Genomic DNA, 26,461 nt, shown 5'->3' with positions numbered 1-26,461 from the left:
GATGGAAAAAACAGAGTTATTAAAACACGCAGCTTCTCGGTTCACAAAATTTGGCAGTAAACGGTTTACGCTAGATGAATTGGCCAATGAACTGGGAATCTCTAAAAAAACAATTTATAAGCACTTTAAGAATAAAGAAGATTTGGTTGCTGAAAGCGTTAACCATCTCTTAGAAGAAGTCATGTCTAAATTAAACGCCATATTGGAAGATAAAGACAAAGATGCTATTCAAAAGATTATTTGGATTTATAAGATATGCTTTAACTATTTAAAAGAATTTAAACCTTCATTTATTAATGGACTTAAGAAATATTATCCTAAAGCAGATGTTGTTTTTGAAGGTTTTAGAAGTGATGTTGTACACCAAATGATTTATTATTTACTAGTTGATGCTAAGGAAAATACTATTATTAGAAATAATGTAGATATTAAATTGGTATCACAATTGTATTTTTTGAGGGTAGATAATGTTGTTTTCAAATCTGATAACCTATTCTCTCTTTATTCATCAGATGTATTATTAGATCACTTAATTATAAATAACTTAAAGGGTATTGTAAATTCAGACTATAAAGTTATTTACTAAGGCCAAATATTCGTTCAAAAAAGAAAACCCTCTTATGTGTTGTTTGCATAAGAGGGTTTTTATTTATTCTTTAAGTTCATGTTCTTCTAAGTCTTTCCGAAGATCTAATTTTCTTAAACTTGGTAACAATGCTCCAGTAGAAACCACTGTAATTAGCGTCATACTACCGCCAAATATTACAGCAGTAACTGTTCCCATAAGTTTTGCTGTTAAGCCACTTTCAAAAGCACCTAACTCATTAGAAGACCCTACAAACATAGAGTTTACAGAAGCCACACGACCACGCATTTCATCTGGTGTTCGCAATTGTAATATGGTTTGTCTTATAATCATAGAAATACCATCTGTTATACCACTTAAGAATAATGCAATTACAGAAACCCAGAACCAAGTAGACACTCCAAATAATATTATACAACAGCCAAAAGCAAATATGGCACCTAATAATTTGTAGCCTGCATTTTTATTGAGAGGAAAATACGCAGAGGTAAACATGATGATTAATGCGCCAACTGCTGGCGCAGCTCTTAATACTCCAAAGCCTTCTGGTCCTACCTTTAAGATATCTTGCGCAAAAACAGGAAGCAACGCTACTGCACCACCAAATAGAACTGCAAACATATCTAATGTTAACGCACCTAATATTATCTTAGTAGAAAACACAAAGTTTAATCCTTCCTTTAAGCTCTTAAAAACTGGTTCGCCTATCTTAGTATTTAAAATTGGTTTCTTAGGTATTTGAGTTAAACTTAAAAATGCCACTAAAGAACATGCAAATACAAAACACATAGACCAATGTACACCTATCCAATTAATGGCAAATCCGGCAATGGCAGGTCCAACAACTGCACCCATTTGCCATACAGAGCTACTCCAAGTTGCAGCATTAGGATATATTTTCTTAGGAACAAGTAATGAGAATAATGAGAATATAGTGGGACCAATAAATGATCTTACAACACCTCCTAAAAATACCAGTGCATAAATTGTATACAATACTGTATTTTGAGACCAGTCTCCTATTACTTCTGGCCAGGTAATGAGAAATAGTCCAAAACTAATGACAGAAAAACCTAGTATACACTTTAACAATAATCCTTTCTTTTCTTTTTGATCTACAACATGACCTGCAAACAATGCCAAAGAGACAGCCGGAATAACTTCCATTAAACCAATAATACCTAATGAAAAAGGATCTTTAGTTATACTATAAACCTGCCACTCTATCACGACAAATTGCATAGACCACGCAAACACCATAGCAAAACGTACTAATAAGAAGATATTAAACTCTCTAAATCGCAGTGCTGCGTAAGGATCATTCTTTTTCTTTTCCATAATGCGAAGCTACTACAACATTTATATATTTTTAAGACTTTATGGTATGAATCTTGTCCAATATACTATGCAATAAAAGTTATTGCAACACATATTATAATTAACCAAAAATTGAAGATTATGAATACGAGAGACAAAGGTTTAGGAATAGCAGCGTTAATAGGATTAGGTGTAAGTGCCTTAGCCGTTTTAGGATATAAAAAATTACCGAAAGACAAAAAGGATAAAATTAAGTCTACACTTAATGATGCTGGTACAAAAATAAAAGATACAGCTGGTGATGTAAGCGATACTGTTACAGATACTTTTGATAAAGTAAAAGGTAAGATTGCTAACACTAGTAAAAATGTAAATGAAGATGCTAAAGAGTTAGTATCTTAATTAAATACAAGTAGAAATGTAAAAGCGACTTATTTAATAATGGGTCGCTTTTTTTATGTAAACTTTTTTCCTTTTTTCATTTTCTTACTGCTATTAATAAAGTAAACGCCTGTAAGCAATACAGCTGCAGATACTAATGTCTGTGTGGTAATTGTTTCATCTAAAAAGTACCATCCTAAAAAAATAGCTATTATGGGATTTATATAGGCAGATGTTGCCACTTTTTCTGTTGAGACAACTTTTAATAAGTAATTAAACGACGTAAATGCGGCTATACTTCCAAAAAATATTAGTCCTAATAAAGAAAGTTGTGTACTGGTTTGCCAAGTTGTAGGAAAGCTCCAAGTCTCTCCAGTTATTACACTTGCTATACCCAACATAAAACCACCAAGAAGCATTTGATAACCAGTGTTTACAAAAAAGTTTTTTGGTAGTTCGGCTTTAGAAACAAAGACGCTACCTATACACCAACTTAAGACACAGGTAAAAATTACTAGCATTCCTAAAACGCTACCTTCTTGTGTAGTAAGCTCCTGTTGACTTACTAATAAATAAATTCCTATAATTCCTAAAATTATACCAACAACAGATTTTAGTTTAATAGGTTTTCTATCTACAATTCGCATTAAAACTAGAATAAGTAAAGGTTGTAATGACGCTTCAATAGCAGCAAAGCCACTATCTACAAATTGTAATGCCCAAACAAACATCCCGTTACCGTATGCAAGAAATAAAAATCCTGCCAAAGCACAATTCAATAGTTGTTTCTTAGAAATTTTAAGGGATAATTTTAAACATTTAGCAATGATAAAAATTAAAGATCCTGCAGCTGTAAAGCGAATACATGCTAACATTAAAGGATCTAACTCTGTAACAGCTAACTTATTCATTACATAGGTAGAGCCCCAAAATACATAGATTGAGAAGAAAGCAACAATTATAAGAAGCGGATTACTTTTCATTACAAAATAATAAAGCCTTAAAAGATTCCTTTCTTTTAAGGCTTAACAAATGTAGGTGCTTATTTTATGTTTTGCTATACCTGTACGATTTTAAATATAACTATCATTAAGAACTAAAAAAGCCGATAAGTAAGACTTACCGGCTTAATTAATTCAATAACAAAAATTAATTTTTCAAGGATTGCATATCGATTACAAAACGGTATTTCACATCTGAGTTTGTAACTCTTTCGTAAGCAGTGTTAATAGTATCCATATCTATCATTTCTACATCACTCACAATATTATGTTCTCCACAAAAATCTAACATTTCCTGTGTTTCTTTAATACCTCCAATAAGAGAACCAGCAACACGCTTACGTCCCATTATTAATCCGCCACCATGCATTGGCTCTAAAGGTTCAATGGCACCTACCATACACATTGTAGAATCACGTTTTAATAATTGTATATAAGGATTAATATCGTGTTTTACAGGAACCGTATTCAACAAGAAATCAAAAGATCCTTTGTGCTTTTTCATATCGTCTTCATTCTTTGAGATTAAGACTGAAGATGCGCCTAAACGCTTTGCATCATCTGCTTTAGAAGGTGATGTTGTAATCATTACAACTTCTGCTCCCATTGCTGCAGCTATTTTAATACCCATATGACCTAAACCACCAAGACCTATAACTCCTACTTTATCACCTTTCTTTACATTCCAATGTTTTAAAGGAGAATACGTTGTTATTCCTGCACATAGTAAAGGTGCTACTGCTTTTTCGTCTAAGTTTTCTGGTACTTTAAGTACGTAATATTTATCTACAACAATAGTTTCAGAATAGCCACCAAAGGTATGTCCACCTAAGTGCTTATCCTTACCGTTATATGTGCCAACCATTCCTTCTTCACAAAATTGTTCAAGATCGTCTTTACAAGCACTACACTCTCTACAAGAATCTACCATACAGCCTACTCCTACTAGCTCGCCTTTTTTAAAGTTAGAAACATCACTTCCTACTTCTATAACGCGACCAATAATTTCATGTCCTGGAACAACAGGATATTTAGAGCCACCCCAATCGTTTCTTACTGTATGTATATCACTATGACAAACACCGCAGTAGGAAATCTCAATTTTTACATCGCGATCTGTAACGTCTCTACGTTCAATAGTCATTTCTTTTAAATCGGCATCACTACTCTTTGCGCCGTATGCTTTTATAGTACTCATATAATTATTTATAATTTTACTTTAAAAATACGTTGTTATTTTACCATAGCCTTTTGTTTATAAGGCTTTAGTTGAAGTTTAACAACATTAATTAACCTATGGTAATATGGTATCGATTATAAATCTATTTAGCTGAAACTTTCCAGATGATTCCTGCATCATCATCATTTACTAAAAGGCTACCATCTGGCGCTACAGCTACACAAACAGGACGACCATACACCGTACTTTCTTCTTCTGAAGCAATAAAGCCAGTTAAAAAGTCTTGTGGTTTTTGGGGCTTACCATTGTTAAATGGAACATACAGTACTTTGTATCCAGAAAATTCTGCTCTATTCCAAGAACCGTGTTGGCCTACAAATGCACCATTTTTATATGTTTCAGGAAATTGATCTGCCGTATAAAATGTTAAACCTAAAGATGCGGTATGGTTACCAACAGGAACATCTGGCATTATTGCTTTATCTACCAAATCTTGGTGTGGTTCGTCTTTCCATCTAGGATCATTTATTTGTCCATAATAGCTATAAGGCCAGCCGTACCAACCACCTTTTTTTACACTTGTAATATAATCTGGTACAAGGTTGTTTCCTAACTTATCACGTTCGTTTACTGCTGTCCATAATTCTCCGGTAACAGGATTCCAATCCATTCCAACTGGGTTTCTTAATCCACTTGCATAAGTAATTTCACCAGAGCCGTCTAGGTTAACTTCTAGAATTGTAGCACGACGGTCTTCTTTTTCCATGCCTTGCTCTCCTACATTACTAGCAGAACCAACAGAGATGTATATTTTGTCCTTAGCTTTATTAGTGATAATATTTCGTGTCCAATGGTTGTTATAACCACTAGCTGAAAGCTCAACAATCTTAGTACCTTCACCTTTTAAACTAGTATCACCTTCGGTGTATGGAAAACTGTACAAGCCATCTGTATTAGCTACATAAAATGTATCATTAATAATAAGCATACCAAAAGGTTGATTTAAGCCTTCCTTAAAAACAAAACGTTCATCTATTTCACCATCGTTATCATTATCTCTTAAAAGTGAAATTCTATTAGCACTATTTTTAGTGTTACTTTCTGTTACGAAAATATCGTTATTTGGCGCAATGTAAGTCCATCTTGGGTGTTCTAACTCATCTGCAAAACGAGTGACCTTAAATCCTTCTGGAGCAAGTGGTGTTTGGCCTTCTGGCCAAGCAATTACTTTACTGTTTTTTGTTACAGATTTACTGGAGAATGGAGCTTCAAGTGTTAATGGACCTATTGCGGTTTCAACCGTAACTGGCGATGCTGTTTCTGCAATAGTTTCTTTTTCCTCTTTGCTAAGTTTAGATTTACAGCTCATTAACACTGCAAAACAAAGTAATGTTGTTATATATTTCATAGTTAAGTTTTACTTAAAAATACGTGATTAATAAAGGCTTTCAACACTTCAAAAATCAATTAATATAATTTTAACTAACAATTAAAATTCAATCTTAAAATTTAATAGGAATACCTCAAAAAACTATGAGACAGTAAAGTGTTAATTATAAAACAATGCTTAAGTTTGGCGTTAGATATGATGTAAGACGCAAGGTTACGTTTCCATAGAGTTGTGGTTAGTGCCTTTTGAAACAGATTTTTTTTGATATGACAAACGAACAACACCATAAAGGTTGGAATGAGATAAAAACAAATGATTCTTGGGCTCTGTTCAAGATAATGGGTGAATTTGTAAATGGATTTGAACGCATGAGCCAGATAGGACCTTGTGTTTCTATATTTGGATCTGCTCGTACAAAACCAGACCATAAGTATTATAAGCTAGCAGTTGATGTTGCAGAGAAAATTGTACAACACGGTTATGGTGTTATTACTGGTGGTGGACCAGGAATTATGGAAGCTGGTAATAAAGGTGCGCACCTAGCTGGCGGTACATCTGTAGGGTTAAATATAGATTTACCTTTTGAACAACATGACAATCCTTATATAGACTCAGACAAGAGTTTAGATTTTGATTACTTCTTTGTAAGAAAAGTAATGTTTGTAAAATACTCACAAGGTTTCGTGGTTATGCCAGGTGGTTTTGGAACTCTAGATGAACTTTTTGAAGCAATAACATTAATACAAACTACTAAAATTCAAAAATTCCCAATAATATTGGTTGGTACAGATTTTTGGAGTGGTTTAGTAGATTGGGTTCGTAATACCTTGTTAGACAGCTTTCAAAATATTAGTGCACATGACATGGACCTTGTGCAAGTTGTAGACACCGCAGACGAAGTCTTAGATATCCTAGATAAATTCTACGATGAGTTTAATTTAAGTCCTAACTTCTAAAAATACCGTATATCATCATATATGGCATATGTATTGTTAAGTAAGTAACTGGTTTTAGATTAAATAATTCACTTTGAGTATTAGGAAAATTCTCCTCTTTTTTTGTTTAGTAGCTTCTGTAAATAGTTTATTTGCACAACATGCTACGTCTCTTAATGTTAAATTAAATGATGACTTGCATCAATTAGAAATACAGCAAGAGCTAACCTTTGTAAACACCTCTGCAGATTCTTTATCTGAAATATACCTTTTAGATTGGGCCAATAGCTTTTCAGATAAAACAACACCATTAGGTAAACGTTTTTCAGAAGACTATCTGCGAAGATTTTATTTTGCCAAGCCAGAAGAACGTGGTCATACCACTATTCATAAGTTAACAAACTCTAGGTCTCAAGATTTAGTTTGGGAACGTCCTAAAGACAAGCAGGACATTATTAAGGTGACTTTACCTACACCACTTGCGCCAAACGCTTCGTTCGAGTTTAAATTAACGTACACTGTTAAAATACCCGACGAAAAATTTACACGCTATGGTTTTTATGAAAATGGTGATTTAAAGCTTAGATATTGGTATATAAGACCTTCTGTTTATACTACAGAGTGGAAAGCTTACAGCCATAAGAATTTAGATGATCAATTTGTGCCTAAAAGCAACATCACCATAACTATAGAAGTCGCCAACGATAAGGTTGTTACTTCTTCTTTAAATACTTCTGAACGTGTTGATGGTGACAAGAAAATTGTAACACTTACAGGAAATAATAGGATTGAGAACAAACTGTATATAACGAGTGAGAACACTTTTGATAAAATTATTACAGACTACACCTCTATTGAAACAAATATAGATGATGATGATTTACCAGAAGAAGCAAAAGCGCTAGCCGTAGATAGAATATTATCTTATTTAGATACAGAATTAGGTTCTTACCCTCACGAAAAGATACTTGTCACTAATGAAGACTATTTAGCCAACCCAGTATATGGCTTAAATCAATTACCAGATTTTATCAATCCCTTTCCAGATGGTTTTCAATATGAAATTAAGTTATTAAAAACCATAACCAACAATTACCTAGAAAACACTCTCCTACTAAACCCAAGAGAAGAAAAGTGGGTGCACGATGGTATACATATTAAAATCCTTATGGATTATGTAGATAGGTATTACCCAAAAATGAAACTCTTAGGTAGTTTAAGTGATTTTTTTGGAATACGTTGGTTTCACGCAGCAGAGTTAGAGTTTAATGACCAATACCCATATTTGTTTATGAATATGGCTCGTATGAATTTAGATCAAGCTTTAACTACGCCTACAGATTCATTGGTAAAGTTTAATCAGAATATAGCAAACGCTTATAAGTCTGGAACAGGTTTCGAGTATCTTGAAGATTACTTAGGTACTGAAGAGGTGAAGATTACAATGAAGGAGTTTTACCAAAACTTTAAGCTAAAAGAAGTTTCTTCAACAGATTTCATGACGTTGTTACAGAAGAACGCTTCCAAAGATTTATCTTGGTATTTTGAAGACTATGTAGGAACTAACAAAAAAATAGATTTTAGAATAAAGCGTGTAAAGAAAACTAAAGACTCGCTTACCGTAACAATAAAGAATAAAAGAAATGCTAAAATGCCTGTGTCTCTTTATGGTATTAAAGATGGCAGAGTAATAACCAAAGATTGGGTAGAACCCTTTTTAGGAACACAAACAGTTACAATACCTAGAGACAGTAGTGAGCGTGTTGCTTTAAACTATGAAGGCATAATCCCTGAATTTAATCAGCGTGATAATTATAAAAGTGTATCTAAGCTAACTGCAAAACCAATACAATTTAGACTTTTACAGGATATTGAAGATCCCAAATATGCACAAACATTCTTTATTCCAGAATTTGATTATAACATTTATGATGGTGTAGCTATTGGTTTAAAAATGTATAACAAAGCTGTATTAAGTAAAAATCTAGCCTACAAAATATCTCCTAAATATGGATTTGGAAGTAATACTATTGTTGGTTCAGCATCTATCTATAACACACATTATTTTGACAATAGTAATTTAAATGCTGTACGCTATGGTGTTGGCGGTACTACATTCTCTTATGCAAATGATTTATTTTATAGAAAATATACACCATACTTAACCTTTTATTTTAGAGATACCTACTTAAGAAATAATGAAAAGCAACGCCTTAATTTTAGGTATGTTGCTGTTGAAAGAGATAGAGATCAATTAAACGTTGTAGATGAGCCAGATTACGGTGTTTTTAATGCAAGATATATTTATAGTAACCCTAACCTAGTTAATTATTTTTCGGGTTATGTAGATTACCAATTATCTGATAGTTTTAGTAAGATTTCTGCCAGTGCCACTTATAGAAAGTTGTTCCTTAATAACAGGCAACTTAATTTAAGAGTGTTTGCTGGAGCTTTTTTATATAATGACAACACTAACTCAGACTACTTTAGCTTTGCTTTAGACAGGCCAACAGATTATCTGTTCGACTATAATTATTATGGCCGTAGTGAAGAATCTGGATTATTTAGCCAACAAATTATACCTGCAGAAGGTTTCTTTAAGTCTAAACTAGAACCTGCATTTGCAAACCAATGGATGACAACATTAAATGGAAGCACAAACATCTGGAAATGGATATTTGCATATGGTGATGCAGGCTTAATTAAAAATAGAGGTAGTAATCCAAAATTTGTTTATGACACTGGTGTACGAGCAAGCTTAGTTGCAGATTATTTTGAAATATTTTTTCCTGTATATTCAAATAATGGTTGGGAAATTGCTCAAGACAACTACGATGAAAAGATTAGGTTTATTGTCACGTTAGACATACAAACTCTAATAAAGCTCTTTACAAGAGAATGGTACTAAGCTTCAGCATTTCAATCTTAAACAAGATCAAATAAAAAGTGGTTAGGTAACCACTTAGGATCTTCTAAACTTAGCCGTTTCTTCGAACACGTGTTCTAAAATTGCTTTATCATCATCAGAAAATTCTATCTCTCTTCGTTTCATCACAATTTCAGCAACTTCAAAAGCTTTTTTAGTTAAATAGGTTTGTGTTCCTGCACTGCCACCCCAACTAAAACTTGGTACAAAATTACGAGGAAAACCAGCGCCAAAGATATTAGAGCTTACTCCTACTACTGTACCCGTATTAAACATTGTGTTTATTCCACATTTAGAATGATCTCCCATCATTAATCCACAAAACTGAAGTCCTGTCTTTGCAAATCCTTCTGTTTCATAGCTCCACAGTCTTACTTCTGCGTAATTATTTTTAAGGTTAGAGTTGTTACTGTCTGCACCTATATTACACCATTCTCCCAACACAGAATTCCCTAAAAAACCATCGTGGCCTTTATTACTGTAACTAAATATAACAGAGTTATTAACTTCTCCACCTACTTTACTATGTGGTCCTACAGTTGTCGGTCCATATATTTTAGTACCAAGTTTAGTGCTTGCGTGTTCACATAATGCAAAAGGACCTCGTATAATTGAGCCTTCCATCACTTCTGCATCTTTACCTATATAAATAGGTCCGTTTTCAGCATTTAATGACACATTAAAAACTTTAGCACCTTCTTCAATAAATATATTGTTAGGGTTTACTGCAAATACAGAAGACGACAGTGGTTGAGAAGATCTGTCTTCTGTAATTAAGTTATAATCTTCTTTAATTGCATCACCATTTTTGGAGAATATATCCCAAGTGTGTTTAACGGTAATTGGTGCAGAATCTATTTCAATAGTTTGATAGTCTTCCAGGTCTTTTTCCTCATCCTCTAATGTATAGAAAGCAACAATCTCTGTATCATGAACAAGAGCTTGTCCTACTTTTAACTTTTTAATCTGCTCTACAAGATTAGGATTTGGTAAATAGGAAGCACTAATCATAATATTGTGTTCCATCTCTACCATAGGCCATTTTTTAGACAAATAATCTTCGGTAACTGTTGTAGTAGTAATGCCTAAATACTGTTCCCATTTTTCTCTAATAGTTAATATTCCTATACGTATTTCGGCAACTGGCCTTGTATATGTAAAAGGTAATAAACTATCTCTGTGAGCACCATCAAATAAAATATAATTCATGTTGAGTTGTATTAGTAGTTAGTCTAACATTTTAAGTTTTGCAAAACGTAACAACAGTTTTTTAAGACCGCCGTTTTCAAAATCTATTTCTGCTTTTTTATCTTGGCCAACGCCTTCAATTTTAATAACTTTTCCTTTACCAAAGCGCATATGCTCTACCATTTGTCCTTCAGATAAAGAAATTGGTGCCGCTTTTTGAACTTCTTTAGAAGCATCTGTAGGTCTTAACCTTCTAAGTTTTCTTAATTGCTCATCTGTAGGTTTGTGACTTGGTGGTGGCGTTCCCTTTTTAGGTTTTGTTTGTCTAAATTTACTCTTATCTACGTCTCCCCAAAGATCTGGGCTAACAAGTGGTTTATACTTATAATCGTCTTGAGGTATCATCCAGTCAATATACTGTTCATCTATTTCCTCAATAAATCTACTAGGTTCAGCATCTATTAACTTTCCCCAACGGTATCTACTTTGTGTGTAGGTTAAATAGGCTTGTTTTTCTGCTCTAGTGAGTGCTACATAAAATAAACGACGTTCTTCCTCAAGTTCAGACCTTGTATTCATACTCATAGCACTAGGAAATAAGTCTTCTTCCATACCAACTATGTATACATAAGGAAACTCTAATCCTTTGGCTAAGTGAATGGTCATAAGTGCAACACGATCATCATCTCCTACCTCTTTATCCATATCTGTAGCAAGTGCAATATCTTCTAAAAACTCGGCAAGACTTCCTGTTGCATCGGCTAGTTCTACTTGGCCTTCAACAAAATCTTTAATACCATTTAAGAGTTCTTCAACATTCTCAATACGTGCAACACCTTCTGGAGTGCCATCTTTTTTAAGATCCTGAATTAAACCTGTTTTTTTTGCAACAGCTTCTGCTACACTAAACGCATCGCTTTCTTTATTAAGAATTTGGAAATGGTGAATCATATTCACAAAATTCTTAAGCTTGTTTTTAGTTCCTGTATTTACGCCAATATCTACTTTGTCTATATTAGCCATAACCTCAAACATAGAGCGTTTGTAGTGGTTGGCAGCAATAGCAACTTTATCTATAGTAGTTTGTCCTATACCACGAGTTGGATAATTTATTACACGTTTTAAGGCTTCTTCATCATTAGGGTTTGCAATAAGACGTAAGTATGAAATTACATCTTTAATTTCCTTACGCTGGTAAAATGACAAACCACCGTAAATCCTATAAGGAATATCTTTTTTACGCAACGCATCTTCCATTGCTCTAGATTGCGCATTTGTACGGTAAAGAATTGCAAATTGACCATTTCTTAATTGGTGTTCCATTTTATTCTCAAAAATAGAACTTGCAACAAAACGGCCTTCTTCACCGTCATTTATAAGTCTATTTACACGAATTTTAGGACCTTCATCATTAGCAGTCCAAACAACTTTATCTAGTTTGGTTTTGTTTTTATCTATGATAGAATTTGCAGCGTTTACAATGTTCTTTGTTGATCTGTAATTTTGCTCTAGTCGGTACATTTCAACATTATCATAATCCCGTTGAAAGTTTAGAATGTTATTAATATTGGCACCTCTAAAGGCGTAAATACTTTGCGCATCATCTCCTACCACACAAATATTCTGAAATTTATCTGAAAGTGCTCTAACAATAAGATACTGAGAGTGGTTTGTATCCTGGTACTCATCTACCAATATATATTTAAAACGGTTTTGATATTTATTAAGCACTTCAGGAAACCTATTTAAAAGCTCATTGGTTCTTAATAACAAATCATCAAAATCCATAGCGCCTGCTTTAAAGCAACGCTCTACATACTCCTTGTATATATCGCCTAATCTTGGGCGTTTTGCCATCGCATCTGCTTCAATTAATTCTGGGTTTTGAAAATACGCCTTAACTGTAATTAAACTGTTTTTATAAGATGAAATGCGAGAGTAAACCTGTTTGTATTTATACACATCTTTATCAAGATGCATTTCTTTTATTATGGCACGAATAAGACTTTGAGAGTCTTGAGTGTCATAAATAGTGAAGTTAGAAGGATATCCTAACTTATCTGCTTCAAATCTTAAAATCTTTGCAAATATGGAGTGAAAGGTTCCCATCCATAAATTCTTAGCTTCACTGGCGCCAACAATTTCAGAAATACGTTTCTTCATTTCTTTTGCCGCTTTGTTAGTAAACGTAAGCGACAAAATATTAAATGGGTCTACCCCATTTTTCATTAAGTGTGCTATACGCATGGTAAGCACTCTTGTTTTACCAGATCCGGCACCTGCTATCACAATCATTGCACCGTCCTTTTGCAGTACTGGTGCACGTTGTGCGTCATTTAATCCTTTTAAATAATCTATCAAAATTCTTGCATTAATTCAACATGTGAAATTATAAAAAATGCGCCTGAAATGTTTCTCATAATGCTAATAGTTTTAAACAAGCTTGTAAGCGATGTTACTCTTAATTTTTTAAATATCTTAGCCTTTTAAGACCGTTATTTTCGATTGATATTTTAATTACATGGATGCATTTTTTCATTTCTTAGGCCTAATCCCTTGGTGGCTATACATTATAATAGTATTGGCCCTTATTGCAATAAGAGATATATTCTTCAATAAAAAACACATTATAACACATAACTTTCCGATAGTTGGTCATTTTAGATATGCATTAGAAAGTATTGGTCCAGAATTAAGACAATATATAGTTGCCAATAATAGAGAAGAGCTTCCTTTTAATAGAATTGAACGTGGATGGATATATGCTTCAGCTAAAAACGAAAATAATTATGAAGGCTTTGGAACAGATAGAGATATTTTTGAAAACAATTACATCTTTGTAAACAACGCCTTGCTTCCTTATAAAGTAACAGAAAATCACCCTAATTATAAAGACCCATACTTTTTGCCGTGTGCAAAAGTTATTGGAGCTTCTAAAAAAAGAGCGAGACCTTTTAGACCAAGTTCTGTCATAAATGTTTCTGCAATGAGTTTTGGTTCTCTTTCTGCACGTGCTATAGAGTCTATGAACAAAGGTTGTAATCTTGCTCATGCTTATCATAATACAGGTGAAGGTGGATTATCTCCTTATCACAAAACTGGTGCTGATGTTGTTTTTCATTTTGGTACAGGTTATTTTGGCGTAAGAGATGGAAAAGGTGGCTTTTCTATGGAAAAAATGATTGCGTTAGTAAAAGACAATCCGCAGATTAGAGCTATTGAGGTTAAGTTGTCTCAAGGTGCAAAACCCGGAAAAGGCGGAGTTTTACCTGCTGCAAAAATTACTGAGGAAATATCTGAAATACGACACGTACCTCTTGGAAAAGATGTGCTTTCACCACCAACGCATTCTGCTTTTGAAGGTGTTGAAGGTTTAATAAATTTTGTTGAAGATATTGCTACTGCTACAGGATTACCAGTAGGTATAAAAGCTGCTATAGGAAAATTAGACCAATGGAAAGAGTTAGCAACATTAATGAAAACAACCGGTAAAGGTCCAGATTTTATAACTGTTGATGGTGGCGAAGGTGGTACTGGTGCTGCTCCACCAAGTTTTGCAGATCACGTTGCCTTACCTTGGATGTTTGGGTTTTCCGAACTTTATAGAATATTTGATGAACAAGAACTTTGTGATCAAATTGTGTTTATAGGTAGTGGAAAATTAGGATTTCCTGCACAAGCTGCCAAAGCCTTTTCTTTAGGTGTAGATTGTATAAATGTTGCAAGAGAAGCTATGTTGGCAATTGGTTGCATACAGGCTAAAGCGTGTCATAATAACACATGTCCTACTGGTGTTGCTACACAAAACAAATGGTTACAACGTGGTATAAACATTGAAGATAAAGCGGTACGTACTAACTTTTACTTTAAAAACTTTAGAAAAGAGTTTTTAGAGATGACACATGCTTGTGGGTACGAACATCCTTGCCAATTAACTATGGATGATGTAGAAGTTAGCTTAGGAGATAAAAATCTTATACAGCCATTGGCAGCATCTTTTGGTTACCATAAAGTAAAAGTACCTTTTACCTCTATGAAGGATTTACAGGAATGTCCGCATCTTGGTGGTCATTATAAAACAAAGAAAGAAGCCAAGAATGTAAAAAAAGCAAAGCAAAAAGAAGAAGTTAGATATTAAACCCCAAATTATGAATACTGATAAAATTTTAGAGCTTATATTTTATACCGCGCCAGCAATAGTTGTAGGCTTGGTCGTATTTTATTTCTTGAAAACTTGGCAAGCAGAGCAAGATAAAAGACGCTATTTTGAGCTTCAGAAAGAAAACCAAAAAGAAGCCTTACCTCTTAGATTACAAGCTTATGAGCGTATGACGTTGTTTTTAGAACGTATCTCCTTAGGAAACCTATTATTACGAGTTAAACCTTATAATGACGAGGTAGATGCTTATGAAAACTTACTTATTAGTACTATAGAGCAAGAATTTGAGCATAATTTAGCACAACAAATATATTTAAGTGATAGAGCTTGGGGTGTTATTAGAGCATCAAAAAATGCTACAATGTCAATAATTAGGAAGACAGCAATGAACGAGTCTGTAACAAACTCTGATAAGCTGAGAGAAACAATACTCTCAGATTTAATTGATCGTCCTACACCTACAGATGCAGGACTAGCTCAATTAAAAGAAGATGTAAAAGCGTTTCTTTAGTCTAACGCTAATAATTCATTAAAGTAATTGTAAAGTTCCCCTTTAGTTATATTAGAGCCTTGTTGTATTAAGGCGAAAATATCTTTATTACGGTCTTCTTTAAGTACTTTATTAGATGTGTATATATCCACAGCATCTGTTTTCAAATTCTCTTGAAGCCATTGGTAGCCTTCTGGAGTTGTAATATCTATAACGTTATTATTAACTTTTACGCCAATAAGCGAAATTTGGACTTGGTCTATTTTAAACAGGAAGATTTGCTGTTTAGAATAGTGCTCTAAGTATTCTACTTTATTTAAAACACCTTCCCAAACCAGGTCGCTAAAAACATCTAGCTCTGCTTCTGCAACCTCTGGTTTATCTTTTTTTATGGTTTCCCATTCTTCTCCAGTTATAGATTGGGTTGCAAGAAAGTTTATAAACTCTTCATGCATTTCTTCAAATTGTTCTTTTGTAAGTCTTGAATATTTCATGATGTCTAATTATTCTAAGTCGTACTAATTTAATTAAAAAGGAAAAGCCTACTCAATAAAGAGCAGGCTTTTAAAATTGTAATCTAGATAAGACTAGTTTTCTCCTACAACGTCAAACGTTACAGTTTCAACTACTTCTCTATGAAAACGAACTGTCGCTTCATATTGTCCTAGTCTCTTAATGTTTCCACCAGCAATGCTAATGTACTTCTTGTCTATCTCGATACCTTCTTTTTCTAAACGCTCAGACAAATCTGCGTTAGAGATGCTTCCAAACATTTTGTCTGCTTCTCCAGCTTTTGCTGTCATTGTTAGATCTAAAGAATTTAATTTTTCAGCTAAAGACTTAGCAGCTTCAATAGCTTTACGTTCTTTATAGCTACGTTGCTTTAACGTTTCTTCTAAAGATTTAATGCTAGATGGTGTTGCTAATACTGCTTTACCTTGTGGGATTAAAAAGTTACGTCCGTAACCTGGCTTTACTTCTACCACATCGTCTGTGAATCCTAGATTCTCAACGTCTTGTTTTAAAATAAGTTGCATGTTATCGGGGTTTACTTGTTATATAAATCTGTTACGTATGGCATAAGTGCAATATGTCTTGCACGCTTTACAGCTTGCGCCACTTTACGCTGATACTTTAAAGATGTTCCTGTTAAACGACGTGGTAACAATTTACCTTGTTCGTTTACTAACATTCCTAAGAAATCTGGGTTTTTGTAATCAATATACTTAATTCCATTTTTCTTAAAACGACAGTACTTCTCTTTCTTAGAAGTCTCAATATTAAGCGGAGTTAGGTATCTAATCTCGCCGTCTTTCTTTCCTTTTGCTTGTTGCTCAATAGATGTTGCCATGGCTTATGCTTTTTCTTTGTTACGTTTAACTCTTGTTTTAGCCCACTCTACAGCATGTTTGTCTAACTTTACAGTAAGGAAACGCATAATACGCTCGTCACGTCTAAACAAAACCTCTAGTGGCTCAATGTGCTCTCCAGCTACTTGGTACTCAAACAAGTGATAAAAACCACTTTTCTTGTTTTGGATTGCGTAAGCTAATTTTTTTAGCCCCCAATCTTCTTTGTTAACCATCTTGGCATCTTTAGAAATAAGAAAATCTTCAAATTTCTTAACTGTCTCCTTTATCTGTTCATCAGATAAAACGGGATTCAAGATGAAAACAGTTTCATAATGATTCATACGATTGAATTATTTAAATTAAAATTGCGTGCAAAAATACGTATTAAATACATATTTACAACCATAAAAACAGGACTTTTTTTGGTCTTTTACAGCGATAAAATCAACATTACCAACGACCAAAGATTTAAATTACTTGCGGATTGTCTTAAAATGCGTTAATATTGTTTAGAAGTAACACTAACATCTCAATAAAATAAACTTTGGAAGACGTAAAATTAAAATGTGTAGTTGTAGATGATTCTGGCTTACAACGCCTATCTATGGTTAAACTTATTAAAGATCACCCTAACCTTCAATTAGTTGGAGAGTTTAGCAATGCCATAGAAACTAAAAATGGATTGTTAGATTTAGGTGTCGATTTATTATTCCTTGATGTTGAAATGCCAATTCTTTCTGGTTTTGATCTTTTAGATGACTTAAGAAACAAGCCTCTTATAATTTTTGTTACAGGAAAAACTCAATATGCACACAAGGCTTTTGATTATGAAGCTATAGATTATATTCATAAACCAGTCACAAGAGATCGTTTTAATAAAGCGGCTGCAAAAGCTATTGGTCTTTATAAATTACAAAATGACAAATCTTCTGTTGAAGATGACCGTTTTATCTTTGTAAAGAGCAACCTTAAGAAACGTAAAGTTATGTTGGGTAGCTTAAAATATATTGAAGCTCTTGGTGATTATGTGAAGTTTGTAACTAACACAGATTCTTTTGTGGTGTTAGCAACAATGAAGTCTTTTGAAAAGGAGCTTGAGGATGAAAACTTTCTTCGTATTCACAAATCCTATATTGTAAACTTAGATCGCATACAGCGCTACAACAGTCGTGAAGTGGAAATTGATGGTGAGAAAATTCCATTAAGCAGACACAAAAAAACGCTTTTAGCAGATGCGCTAAGCTCTAATTAATAAGGATCTACATTAATTACACAACGTACACCTCTATACTGCCCTATTGCTGTATAGCTTTTTAAAATCTTATCAATCACTTCTTTTGTTTTAGAAAGTGATTGTTGTTTCGGGATTTTTAAAATTACATTCTTGTAATATTCATTTCGTATTCTAGACACTGGTGGAAACTCTGGTCCCAATACATGTTCTTTAAATGTATTAGCCATAGATTTTGCAAACCATAACGAGGCTTCATTAACTTTATTAAAGTCTTTATTTCTAAACGTAAATCGAATTAAACGACATAACGGCGGATATTTATATTGGTGTCGCTCTTCTATTTGATCCTTATACATACCCACATAATCATTAGTGGAAACTTGCTGTAATATTTGATGAAAAGGATTATAAGTTTGTATAAGAACACGACCGCGCTTTTTTGTACGTCCTGCCCTACCGGCAACTTGTTGTAGCATTTGAAAACTACGCTCGTGTGCTCTAAAGTCTGGAAAATTTAACAAGCTATCTGCATTCATAACACCTACTAAGCCAACATTTCTAAAGTCTAATCCTTTGCTTAGCATCTGTGTCCCCACTAAAATATCTATCTCTTCATTTTCAAATGCTGTGATAATTTTTTCATAGCCATGTTTACCTCTAGTGGTATCTAGATCCATTCTGCCTATGTTGTGATCAGGATATAATGTCTTTAATTCTGTTTCTACCTGTTCTGTTCCTAAGCCTTTTGTTGTTAAGTCTGCACTTCCACATTTCATACATTCTAACTGCATGGCAATATGGTAGCCACAATAGTGACAACGCAGTTGGTTTTTATAGCTATGATATGTTAAACTTACATCACAATTAGGACACTGTGGAGATTCTCCACAAGTAAGGCATTCTAAATATGGTGAATAACCTCTTCTATTTTGAAACAAGATAACCTGTTCACCTTGTTTTAGTGTATTTAATATCTCTTCTGCCAAACGGTCTGAAAAATGACCGCTCATCTCCTTACGCTTATACTTCTCCTTAATATTAACTAACTCTATTTCTGGAGGCAGTACATCTCCAAAGCGTTTATTTAGGGAGACGAAACCATATTTTTGATGCTTAGCATTGTAATAACTTTCTATGCTTGGTGTTGCAGATCCTAATAATACTTTTGTTTTAAATAAATTAGCCAACACTACTGCAGCATCTCTCGCATTATACCTAGGCGCAGGATCGTATTGCTTAAATGTAGACTCGTGCTCTTCATCTACAATAATAAGTCCCAACTCCTGAAATGGTAAAAAGATGCTAGATCGTGCTCCAATTACAATTTTACCTTTAGTTTTATTCTTTACGTGATTATAAACCTCTACACGTTCATTTACTGAATATTTACTGTGATATATAAGCACTTCTTCTCCAAAATAAGACTGTAAACGTGTGATAAGCTGTGTGGTTAGAGCAATTTCTGGAACCAGGTAAAGTACTTGTTCTCCTTTGGCCAGTACATCTTTAATAAGGTTTATATAAATCTCTGTCTTTCCGCTTGAAGTAACGCCGTGTAAAAGGCAAACGCTATTAGTTTCAAAAGACTGCTGAATACTATTATATGCTTTTAATTGATGCGCATTAAATGTGATATCTTTTAAAGTTGATTCTCCTTCAAATTGTACTCTATCTTCCTGTATTTGATAACTTTCTAAAATACCTTTATCAACAAGCGATTTTATTACGCTAGACGAAGTATTACATAATTTAGCAAGGTCTGAAGCTTGTAATTTCTTTTCAGAAGCAGATGTTTCAAACAGTTTAAAAATCACTTCACGTTGTTTTGGTGCTCTTGATAGCTCATCTAACAGGTCATGCAGCTTGTCGTCTTGCTTATAAATTGCATTTAATCTTACATAGCTTACTACTTTAGGTTTGTACTGCTCATATATTTCTTGATTTATGATAACAGCTTGCTTATCTACCAACCTATTTAAAATTGGTAAGACACGCTGCTTATCTAAGATTTGCATAATTTCCTGAATGCGCAATAGTGATTGGTTTTGAAGCGCTTCAACAATTAAAAATTCATTATCATCTAACTCAGAGAAATCAATATTAGCGGCTTTATTTAGCTCGACAACAGTTTCGCTCTCTAACAAAAAGGCACTAGGTAAAGACGCTTTTAAAACTTCGCCTAAACTACACATATAGTAAGACGCCATCCACACCCAAAATTTAAGTTGTCTTGAAGTAACGGTTGGGTTAGAGTCTAAGATTTCTTCTATAGGTTTTGCTTCATACTTTATAGGTGGCGTGGTATGTTTTGCAAGTACAACACCTGTATACACCTTAGTTTTACCAAATGGCACAGCTACACGCATACCTTCTGCAATATTTGCAAACTCCTCTGTAGTTAGCGCATATGTAAAGGTGTTCTTTAACGGTAATGGTACAATGACATCTATAAAGTAGGCCATAAAAACTTAGATCTTAAACTTCAAAAATACATATTTATAAATGTTGTGCGGCTATAAACCAAAAAAGTCCTGAACGATTGCTCAGGACTTCTTACATTGCTATTAATTATGCGACTACTCTAGCCTTATCCATTCTTGCGTTCTGTATAAGAAAGCGACATAACCTCTTACTTTTAAACGATTAGGATTATCTTCTGTAAGCCAGATTTTAGATTTGTAAATTTTACCATTTTCAGGGTCTGTAATTGTACCGCCAGAATACTCATTACCATCTCTTTCAAGACCTTTTATAATATTCATTCCTAAAATCTTGATGTTTTTATCTTCACCTTCACATTCTGAGCATACTCTATCTCTGGCTTCGGGATTTAAAATTTTTATGATTTTACCATATACTTTACCATCTTTTTTAAAAATCTCTATGTGTGATTTTGCCTCACCAGTATTATCGTCTATAGTTTTCCAGATGCCAACAACATCTTGCGCATTAGAAAAGGTAAAACATAGCATTAATATAATGCTGCTTAGTATTAATTTCATATTAAATTTTTTGTTGAAGGTATTACAAATTATATACCGAAGCTATTCTATTTTAAGATTTGTAATATATTTATAAAAAATTTTCAAAAACAAGTTGCTTAAAAGTTAATGATTGTTATCTTTGCACCCGCTAATTGCTACGGGCTCGTAGCTCAGCTGGATAGAGCACCTCCCTTCTAAGGAGGCGGTCATAGGTTCGAATCCTATCGGGCTCACATCATATACCCCTAACTGCTTATTTATAAGCTATTAGGGGTTTTTTGTGTTTAAATAGTTTGGATTTGTAACGCACAAATTATTTAATATTTAATAAAATTTTTAAAGTGAAAGACAGCATTGTTAAAAACTAAACTATAAGTTACACTATTTTTATAAGTAGGTCTGCTTTAAACTTTTAATTTTATTAAGATAAATAAGCGCCATTAGTAATTCTGCATATAAAGACTATTAGTATAGCTAAGCGGAAGTTTATGGTGGATATAAACTAGTTGTAAAACATTTTGACCAAAAAATGAATATTAGAGTATTGAACGAAAATAAAGGCGTCAAAATTGCCAGTAATATTGCACTATTGATGTCATTACTAATTTTACTTTTCGACCATTTGAGATATTTACATACTGCGCTGAATTTGGATAATCCATTAATTTCAAAAGATTTGATTTTCTACGCAAACAAAAGTTATATACTTGGCGGAATATTTCTGATTTTAGGAATAATCGGACTAAGTATCTTCAGAATTTTAAAACTAAATCTGATTGGGTTAATATCTATAATACTATTTATAATCATCTATTTATTGACCACTAATGGGCTTTTTAATTAAAATATGTGTGTTTTATTGCTTGTGCAACTTGGCAATAATTGTACTGATAAAGACTGTAAATTGACAAACGGAAAGTATAAAGTAGTTTACGAAGAACAGTTTTCAAATTATCCAAAATTTGAGTTTGAAATTAATGGACAAAACTTAACAGAAATCAACTCTGAACGAAATCGGAATTATATCATCGAAAATCTTGGAGAAAATTCGTTCCGACTAAAATCGTTGGAAAAACTAACTGACCCTTTGAATGAATTTCAAAAGACATTAATGTCGCACGGAAAACCATATTATGAAATAACGGATTGTAAAAATGACACTATCGAATTTATAATGCGAGTAAATTTGCACGTGATTTCACATTCTGGAAAATTTGTAAGAATCGAATGAATAAGAAACGTTTTACAACAATGTATATAAAAAATAGCGCGAGCATTTGCTAACACAAAGGTTCGGGCACTTTTTCGAGGTCGCCAAATTTTTAAATTTGGCTTGTTTCGAGAAATAAAATTAACAAGAAAAATTTAAAAATTCGGCTCGAGGACAACCGAATGGATAGCGTGCAAATCAGCGCTACTTTTCATATACTCGACCGTTGGCAATAATTTTAAAAAAACAAATGAGAGATTGGATAAGGAAAGTTCTTGGAATTGATACAATAGATAAAATTATTAATGATAGTAATACTGCTACACAAACGAAGTTGGAGAATATATCTAAATTGTTAGAAACAAATTCTGAAACCAATTCAAAATTAGAAAATATTTCAAAACTTTTAGAAACAAATAATAAGGAAGTTTCAGAACCAATAATTGAACCTATATCAGATATTCAAATAAGTAACAAATCTGCTCTAATTGATTTTAAATTAGATAACAATTTTAAGCTTGACGAAAATTGGGCATTACTCAATTCGACAAATAAAACAGAGAATTTCTTTTCTCAAGCAAGTGGAGCTTCAGCAATAGCAGCAACCACAGCTTACTCAACAACCGGTTTATATACAGCGACAGCAAGTGCAAATAGTTTAATGACTTATGGAAACGGAACTTTAAGCTCAATAACTATGAATGGCTCAAAATTTGGTCAACACGCTGGTTTCGTTAGTGCCAATGCAGCAGTTTTTACACCACTTTTAGCATTTCAATTTGCATCAATGGTTACAGGGCAATATTATTTTAAAGGCTTAAGCAAACAACTAACTTCGATTCACGAAAGTATCAATAATTTAATCTCACTTCATCATAATGAGAGATTAGCAAAATTACGTTACATCAATTTTAAAATTTCCGAACTTAATAAAAGGTCATACTTTACTACTGAAGATTATATAACAATAGACAAATTAAAGTATGATTTGTCAACAATCCGTTTTGAATACTTATTGACTGCCGAACAAGAGATTAATAAATCACTTGATAAAGTTAAAGAAGTCGTCAAAGTAAAAACAATTGATATCATCAGTGAAGACACAAACGCTTTAGAGCGTATGAAAATTTCAGTAAAAGAGAAAACCACAAGATTATCATCAATAATTAGTGAGAAATTTAGTTCGTTATATCAAGATTCAGTTGTTGAAAAAGGTATTGGCTCGGTTCAAAAATTAACTGAAAACTCAAGTAAAAAAGCTACCAAATTAACGAATGAAATTATTGAAAGTAAATATTTCTTTTATTCAGATGTTTCTTTAAAGGCAGAGCATTTATATCAATTATCAAAATTACTTGAACTTAAAATGAACCTATCTGATAAAGAACCAGATTCAAATAGAATTGGTAAAATTAAGGAGTTGTACAGTTCCATTTCCACTTTTAATATGAATGATAGCGTTTTTGACGAAATTGAGGCTTTAAACGCACAATTAAAAAACAAACTTGTAACAGATATTGGAATTTTAAAAGATAACAGTATTTCAAATCGGAATAAAATTATTGCTACTGGTCAAAAGGTAAAAGACGAATTAGAAAAATCTGAGGATATGATTTCTCGCAAACATATTTTATTTAGAGATATTCAACAAATTAAAAGTGGATTTGAAAAACCAAATCAAATATTGATTGATAATAGAAACGGCAGAACGGAAGTTTATGCGAAAAAAACTATTGCTAACATTGTATATAAAAAATAGCGCGAGCATTTGCAAACACAAAGGTTCAGTCACTTTTTTGAGGTCGCTAAATTTTTAAATTTGGCTATTTGGGAAAAGAAAGATAAATAGAAAAATTTAAAAATTCGGCTCGAGTATAACCGAATGGATAGCGCCTTTTTTCAGCGCTACTTTTCATATACTCGACCGTTGTAGCATATTTAAGAAAAACCATAATCTATAAATTAAATAAATATGAAGAAAATTACTTTACTACCAATTTTATTATGCATACTAATCGTTTCCTGCCAAAAGACTATCGATGGTTCAAGCGAAGAATCAATGAAAAACTCAATTAAGGAGATTAATGAATCGCTGGAAGATGATAAAAAAGAAGATTTTCAAGAATCGATGCAATTATTGATGTTTAATGGACTTGAACTTTCTGACTTAATGGAAGATGGCGGAGCAGAAAAAACTGCGGAAGATTTTAAAACTAGAATTAACGGTATGACAGCAGATGATATTATTGAAGAAGGAGATAAGATTAAAAAGCAAATAGAACAAAAGAAAAAAGAGCAAGCTAAATCAGAAGTTTTAGAGCTTTATACCGCAAGAGAAAATGCAGAAAAGGATAGACAAATGTTATCTAAATTTGAAGTAGTACGTTCTCGATTTTATATGAGAAGTGAAGGAACATATTATGTAACTAAAAAGCCGATAATTGAATTGACCGTCAAAAACGGAACAAACCAAGCTATTTCAAGAGCATATTTTACTGGAACATTGGCAAGTCCTGAAAGAACTGTTCCTTGGATAAAAGATGATTTTAATTATGAAATTTCAGGTGGTTTAGAACCGGGCGAAGAAGTAACTTGGTATTTAGCACCAAATATGTTTAGTGATTGGGGAGAAGTTGATGCACCAAAAGATGCAATACTAACAGCAGAAGTAACGCAACTTGATGGCGCAAACGGAGAAGAATTATACTCAACAAATAACTTCGGAGAAACTGAACAAGAAAGGTTGGAAGAGTTACTTAAATCATACCCAGAGTTCGCGAAATAAACGTGCTACAACAACGTATAAAAACAATAGGGCAATTGTAGCATATCCGAATGGTTCGGGCGCAATTGCAAGGTCGCCAAATTTTTAAATTTGGCTTATTAATAAACAGTAAATAAAAATTAATATTTATGAAACAAATTTACATTTTAGCTTTAATTACATTTATCACCTGTGTTAAAATCTCAGCACAAACAACTGATGTTGTAACGGGATTAGATAATCCTAATTTTATAAAAGTTAAAAATAATGAACTTTATATATCCGAGTTTACAGGAAATAAAATTTCTAAGATAGATCTTAATGCAATTACGCCAACAACTACAGATGTTATAACAAATGTAATTGATCCATACGGCATACAATTTAATGGAAATGATTTATATATATCTGAATCTAATGAATTTAAAATTTCTACGATAGATATTAGTGAAACTTCACCAGCAGCAACCGATGTTGTAACTGATTTAAATTTACCAACGGGTATACTACTCAACGGCAGTGATTTATATATAGCGGAAACTGGAGAAGATAAAATTTCTAAGATAGACATTAATTCAGATAATCCAACAATTACAGATATTGTAACTGATTTAGATAATCCCATTGATATAGTATTTCATGAAAATAATCTATATATATCAGTACGTAATGAAAATAAAATTTCTAAAATTGACCTTAGTGCAACTACTTTAGTGGCAAATGACTACATAACTGGTATTAATACGCCAATGGGTTTAGTGGTTAATGGTTCTGATTTATATGTGTCTGAATATGAGTCAAATAAAATCTCTAAAATTGATCTTAATTCAGATAATCCAACAGCTACAGATGTAGTAACTGATTTAGAAGGTCCTATCGGTATTGCTATTTTTGGAACAGATTTGTATATTTCTGAAATCTTGGCAAATAAAATCTCAAAATTTAGTTTGAATACTTTATCTGTAGAAGAATTCTTATTAAAAAATACAGTTGAAGTTTATCCTAATCCTACATCAGATTATTTTCAAATTTCTGGATTAATTGATATCGAAAACTATTCAATATATAATAATTTAGGAGCTAAAATAAAAACTGGAAAAATCTCAAATCAAGAAAAAATTGATATTCAAAATCTTGCTAATGGGTTATATATGTTGAAGCTTGAAAATGGAAACAAAGTGAAAATTATTAAAAAATAAATAACGCTTACTAACAGGGTAAAACTCTATCCAACACAATTAAAAGCTCTAAGAATCCACCTATAAATTCTTAGAGTTTTTTTATGTAAATACTCAAAAATTTAATTATTTAAATTAAACAACATAAACTTACCTTTGATTATATAACAGTAAATTTTAAAACTA

The 26,461-nt window shown here is 32.8% G+C and carries 22 protein-coding genes and 1 tRNA gene; 11 read left to right on the top strand and 12 right to left on the bottom strand.

Going from position 1 to position 26,461, the window contains the following annotated elements:
- The first annotated feature begins 1 nt into the window (after position 1).
- Positions 2-586 carry a TetR/AcrR family transcriptional regulator gene (locus CA2559_RS09960; RefSeq protein ID WP_013187754.1) on the top strand — a complete coding sequence of 195 codons (585 nt, stop codon included), beginning with the start codon at positions 2-4 and terminating at the stop codon, positions 584-586.
- Positions 587-649: 63 nt separating this feature from the next.
- Here CA2559_RS09960 and CA2559_RS09955 read toward each other — a convergent pair whose 3' ends face one another.
- Positions 650-1,924 carry an MFS transporter gene (locus CA2559_RS09955; RefSeq protein ID WP_013187753.1) on the bottom strand — a complete coding sequence of 425 codons (1,275 nt, stop codon included), beginning with the start codon at positions 1,922-1,924 and terminating at the stop codon, positions 650-652.
- 120 nt (positions 1,925-2,044) lie between these two features.
- On the opposite strand from CA2559_RS09955, the gene CA2559_RS09950 reads away from it, so the two are divergent.
- Entirely contained in the window at positions 2,045-2,305 is a 261-nt protein-coding gene (locus CA2559_RS09950; RefSeq protein WP_013187752.1) for a hypothetical protein, read from the top strand.
- A gap of 53 nt (positions 2,306-2,358) precedes the next feature.
- Here CA2559_RS09950 and CA2559_RS09945 read toward each other — a convergent pair whose 3' ends face one another.
- The 3 genes from CA2559_RS09945 to CA2559_RS09935 all read right to left on the bottom strand — a co-directional run bounded on the left by CA2559_RS09945 (position 2,359) and on the right by CA2559_RS09935 (position 5,873).
- The gene (locus CA2559_RS09945; protein WP_013187751.1) at positions 2,359-3,267 is read right to left on the bottom strand and encodes an EamA family transporter; all 909 of its coding nucleotides are present in this window, start codon (positions 3,265-3,267) and stop codon (positions 2,359-2,361) included.
- Between the two features lie 166 nt (positions 3,268-3,433).
- The gene (locus tag CA2559_RS09940) at positions 3,434-4,483 is read right to left on the bottom strand and encodes an NAD(P)-dependent alcohol dehydrogenase (RefSeq protein WP_013187750.1); all 1,050 of its coding nucleotides are present in this window, start codon (positions 4,481-4,483) and stop codon (positions 3,434-3,436) included.
- Between the two features lie 124 nt (positions 4,484-4,607).
- Positions 4,608-5,873 carry a PQQ-dependent sugar dehydrogenase gene (locus CA2559_RS09935; protein ID WP_013187749.1) on the bottom strand — a complete coding sequence of 422 codons (1,266 nt, stop codon included), beginning with the start codon at positions 5,871-5,873 and terminating at the stop codon, positions 4,608-4,610.
- Positions 5,874-6,121: 248 nt separating this feature from the next.
- Between CA2559_RS09935 and CA2559_RS09930 the strand changes: the two genes are divergently transcribed.
- Positions 6,122-6,811 carry an LOG family protein gene (locus CA2559_RS09930; protein WP_013187748.1) on the top strand — a complete coding sequence of 230 codons (690 nt, stop codon included), beginning with the start codon at positions 6,122-6,124 and terminating at the stop codon, positions 6,809-6,811.
- A 73-nt stretch (positions 6,812-6,884) separates the two neighbouring features.
- On the top strand, positions 6,885-9,698 hold the full coding sequence (locus tag CA2559_RS09925) for a gluzincin family metallopeptidase (RefSeq protein WP_013187747.1): 2,814 nt from the start codon (positions 6,885-6,887) through the stop codon (positions 9,696-9,698).
- A 54-nt stretch (positions 9,699-9,752) separates the two neighbouring features.
- Here CA2559_RS09925 and CA2559_RS09920 read toward each other — a convergent pair whose 3' ends face one another.
- A complete protein-coding gene (locus tag CA2559_RS09920; RefSeq protein ID WP_013187746.1) occupies positions 9,753-10,925 on the bottom strand; it encodes a GlmU family protein in 1,173 nt (390 codons plus the stop codon).
- Between the two features lie 18 nt (positions 10,926-10,943).
- Positions 10,944-13,265, bottom strand: a complete 2,322-nt coding sequence (locus CA2559_RS09915; protein WP_013187745.1) for an ATP-dependent helicase — start codon at positions 13,263-13,265, stop codon at positions 10,944-10,946.
- 160 nt (positions 13,266-13,425) lie between these two features.
- Between CA2559_RS09915 and CA2559_RS09910 the strand changes: the two genes are divergently transcribed.
- Complete coding sequence (locus CA2559_RS09910) at positions 13,426-15,042, top strand: FMN-binding glutamate synthase family protein (protein WP_013187744.1); 1,617 nt, start codon at positions 13,426-13,428, stop codon at positions 15,040-15,042.
- 10 nt (positions 15,043-15,052) lie between these two features.
- Positions 15,053-15,574, top strand: coding sequence for a DUF7935 family protein (locus tag CA2559_RS09905; protein ID WP_013187743.1), 522 nt, complete (start codon positions 15,053-15,055; stop codon positions 15,572-15,574).
- Here CA2559_RS09905 and CA2559_RS09900 read toward each other — a convergent pair.
- The 4 genes from CA2559_RS09900 to rpsF all read right to left on the bottom strand — a co-directional run bounded on the left by CA2559_RS09900 (position 15,571) and on the right by rpsF (position 17,246).
- A complete protein-coding gene (locus CA2559_RS09900; protein ID WP_013187742.1) occupies positions 15,571-16,047 on the bottom strand; it encodes a DUF6495 family protein in 477 nt (158 codons plus the stop codon). The genes CA2559_RS09905 and CA2559_RS09900 overlap by 4 nt on opposite strands.
- Positions 16,048-16,140: 93 nt before the next feature.
- Entirely contained in the window at positions 16,141-16,590 is a 450-nt protein-coding gene (rplI, locus tag CA2559_RS09895; protein ID WP_013187741.1) for a 50S ribosomal protein L9, read from the bottom strand.
- A gap of 11 nt (positions 16,591-16,601) precedes the next feature.
- A complete protein-coding gene (gene rpsR, locus CA2559_RS09890) occupies positions 16,602-16,904 on the bottom strand; it encodes a 30S ribosomal protein S18 (protein ID WP_013187740.1) in 303 nt (100 codons plus the stop codon).
- Between the two features lie 3 nt (positions 16,905-16,907).
- The gene (rpsF, locus tag CA2559_RS09885) at positions 16,908-17,246 is read right to left on the bottom strand and encodes a 30S ribosomal protein S6 (RefSeq protein WP_013187739.1); all 339 of its coding nucleotides are present in this window, start codon (positions 17,244-17,246) and stop codon (positions 16,908-16,910) included.
- A gap of 203 nt (positions 17,247-17,449) precedes the next feature.
- Here rpsF and CA2559_RS09880 point away from each other — a divergent pair, with 203 nt between their 5' ends.
- Complete coding sequence (locus CA2559_RS09880; protein ID WP_013187737.1) at positions 17,450-18,157, top strand: LytR/AlgR family response regulator transcription factor; 708 nt, start codon at positions 17,450-17,452, stop codon at positions 18,155-18,157.
- Here CA2559_RS09880 and priA read toward each other — a convergent pair.
- Both priA and CA2559_RS09870 read right to left on the bottom strand, forming a co-directional pair.
- Positions 18,154-20,601 (bottom strand): replication restart helicase PriA, encoded by a 2,448-nt coding sequence (priA, locus tag CA2559_RS09875; RefSeq protein ID WP_013187736.1) that lies wholly within the window; start codon positions 20,599-20,601, stop codon positions 18,154-18,156. The genes CA2559_RS09880 and priA overlap by 4 nt on opposite strands.
- Before the next feature lie 114 nt (positions 20,602-20,715).
- The gene (locus tag CA2559_RS09870) at positions 20,716-21,141 is read right to left on the bottom strand and encodes a DUF2147 domain-containing protein (RefSeq protein WP_013187735.1); all 426 of its coding nucleotides are present in this window, start codon (positions 21,139-21,141) and stop codon (positions 20,716-20,718) included.
- Positions 21,142-21,282: 141 nt separating this feature from the next.
- Here CA2559_RS09870 and CA2559_RS09865 point away from each other — a divergent pair.
- The 4 genes from CA2559_RS09865 (at position 21,283) to CA2559_RS13600 (ending at position 26,296) form a co-directional block, all read left to right on the top strand.
- Positions 21,283-21,356, top strand: a tRNA-Arg gene (locus CA2559_RS09865).
- A 1,227-nt stretch (positions 21,357-22,583) separates the two neighbouring features.
- Positions 22,584-24,092 carry a hypothetical protein gene (locus tag CA2559_RS09850; RefSeq protein ID WP_013187732.1) on the top strand — a complete coding sequence of 503 codons (1,509 nt, stop codon included), beginning with the start codon at positions 22,584-22,586 and terminating at the stop codon, positions 24,090-24,092.
- Between the two features lie 213 nt (positions 24,093-24,305).
- Positions 24,306-25,118 carry a DUF6694 family lipoprotein gene (locus tag CA2559_RS09845; RefSeq protein WP_041240985.1) on the top strand — a complete coding sequence of 271 codons (813 nt, stop codon included), beginning with the start codon at positions 24,306-24,308 and terminating at the stop codon, positions 25,116-25,118.
- A 128-nt stretch (positions 25,119-25,246) separates the two neighbouring features.
- Positions 25,247-26,296, top strand: a complete 1,050-nt coding sequence (locus CA2559_RS13600) for a T9SS type A sorting domain-containing protein (RefSeq protein WP_013187730.1) — start codon at positions 25,247-25,249, stop codon at positions 26,294-26,296.
- The last annotated feature ends 165 nt before the right edge of the window (positions 26,297-26,461 follow it).

The sequence above is a fragment of the Croceibacter atlanticus HTCC2559 genome (assembly GCF_000196315.1).
Lineage (GTDB): Bacteria > Bacteroidota > Bacteroidia > Flavobacteriales > Flavobacteriaceae > Croceibacter > Croceibacter atlanticus.
The sequence above is the reverse complement of the archived record's forward strand: the minus strand, read 5'-3'. Positions and strand labels throughout refer to the sequence as shown.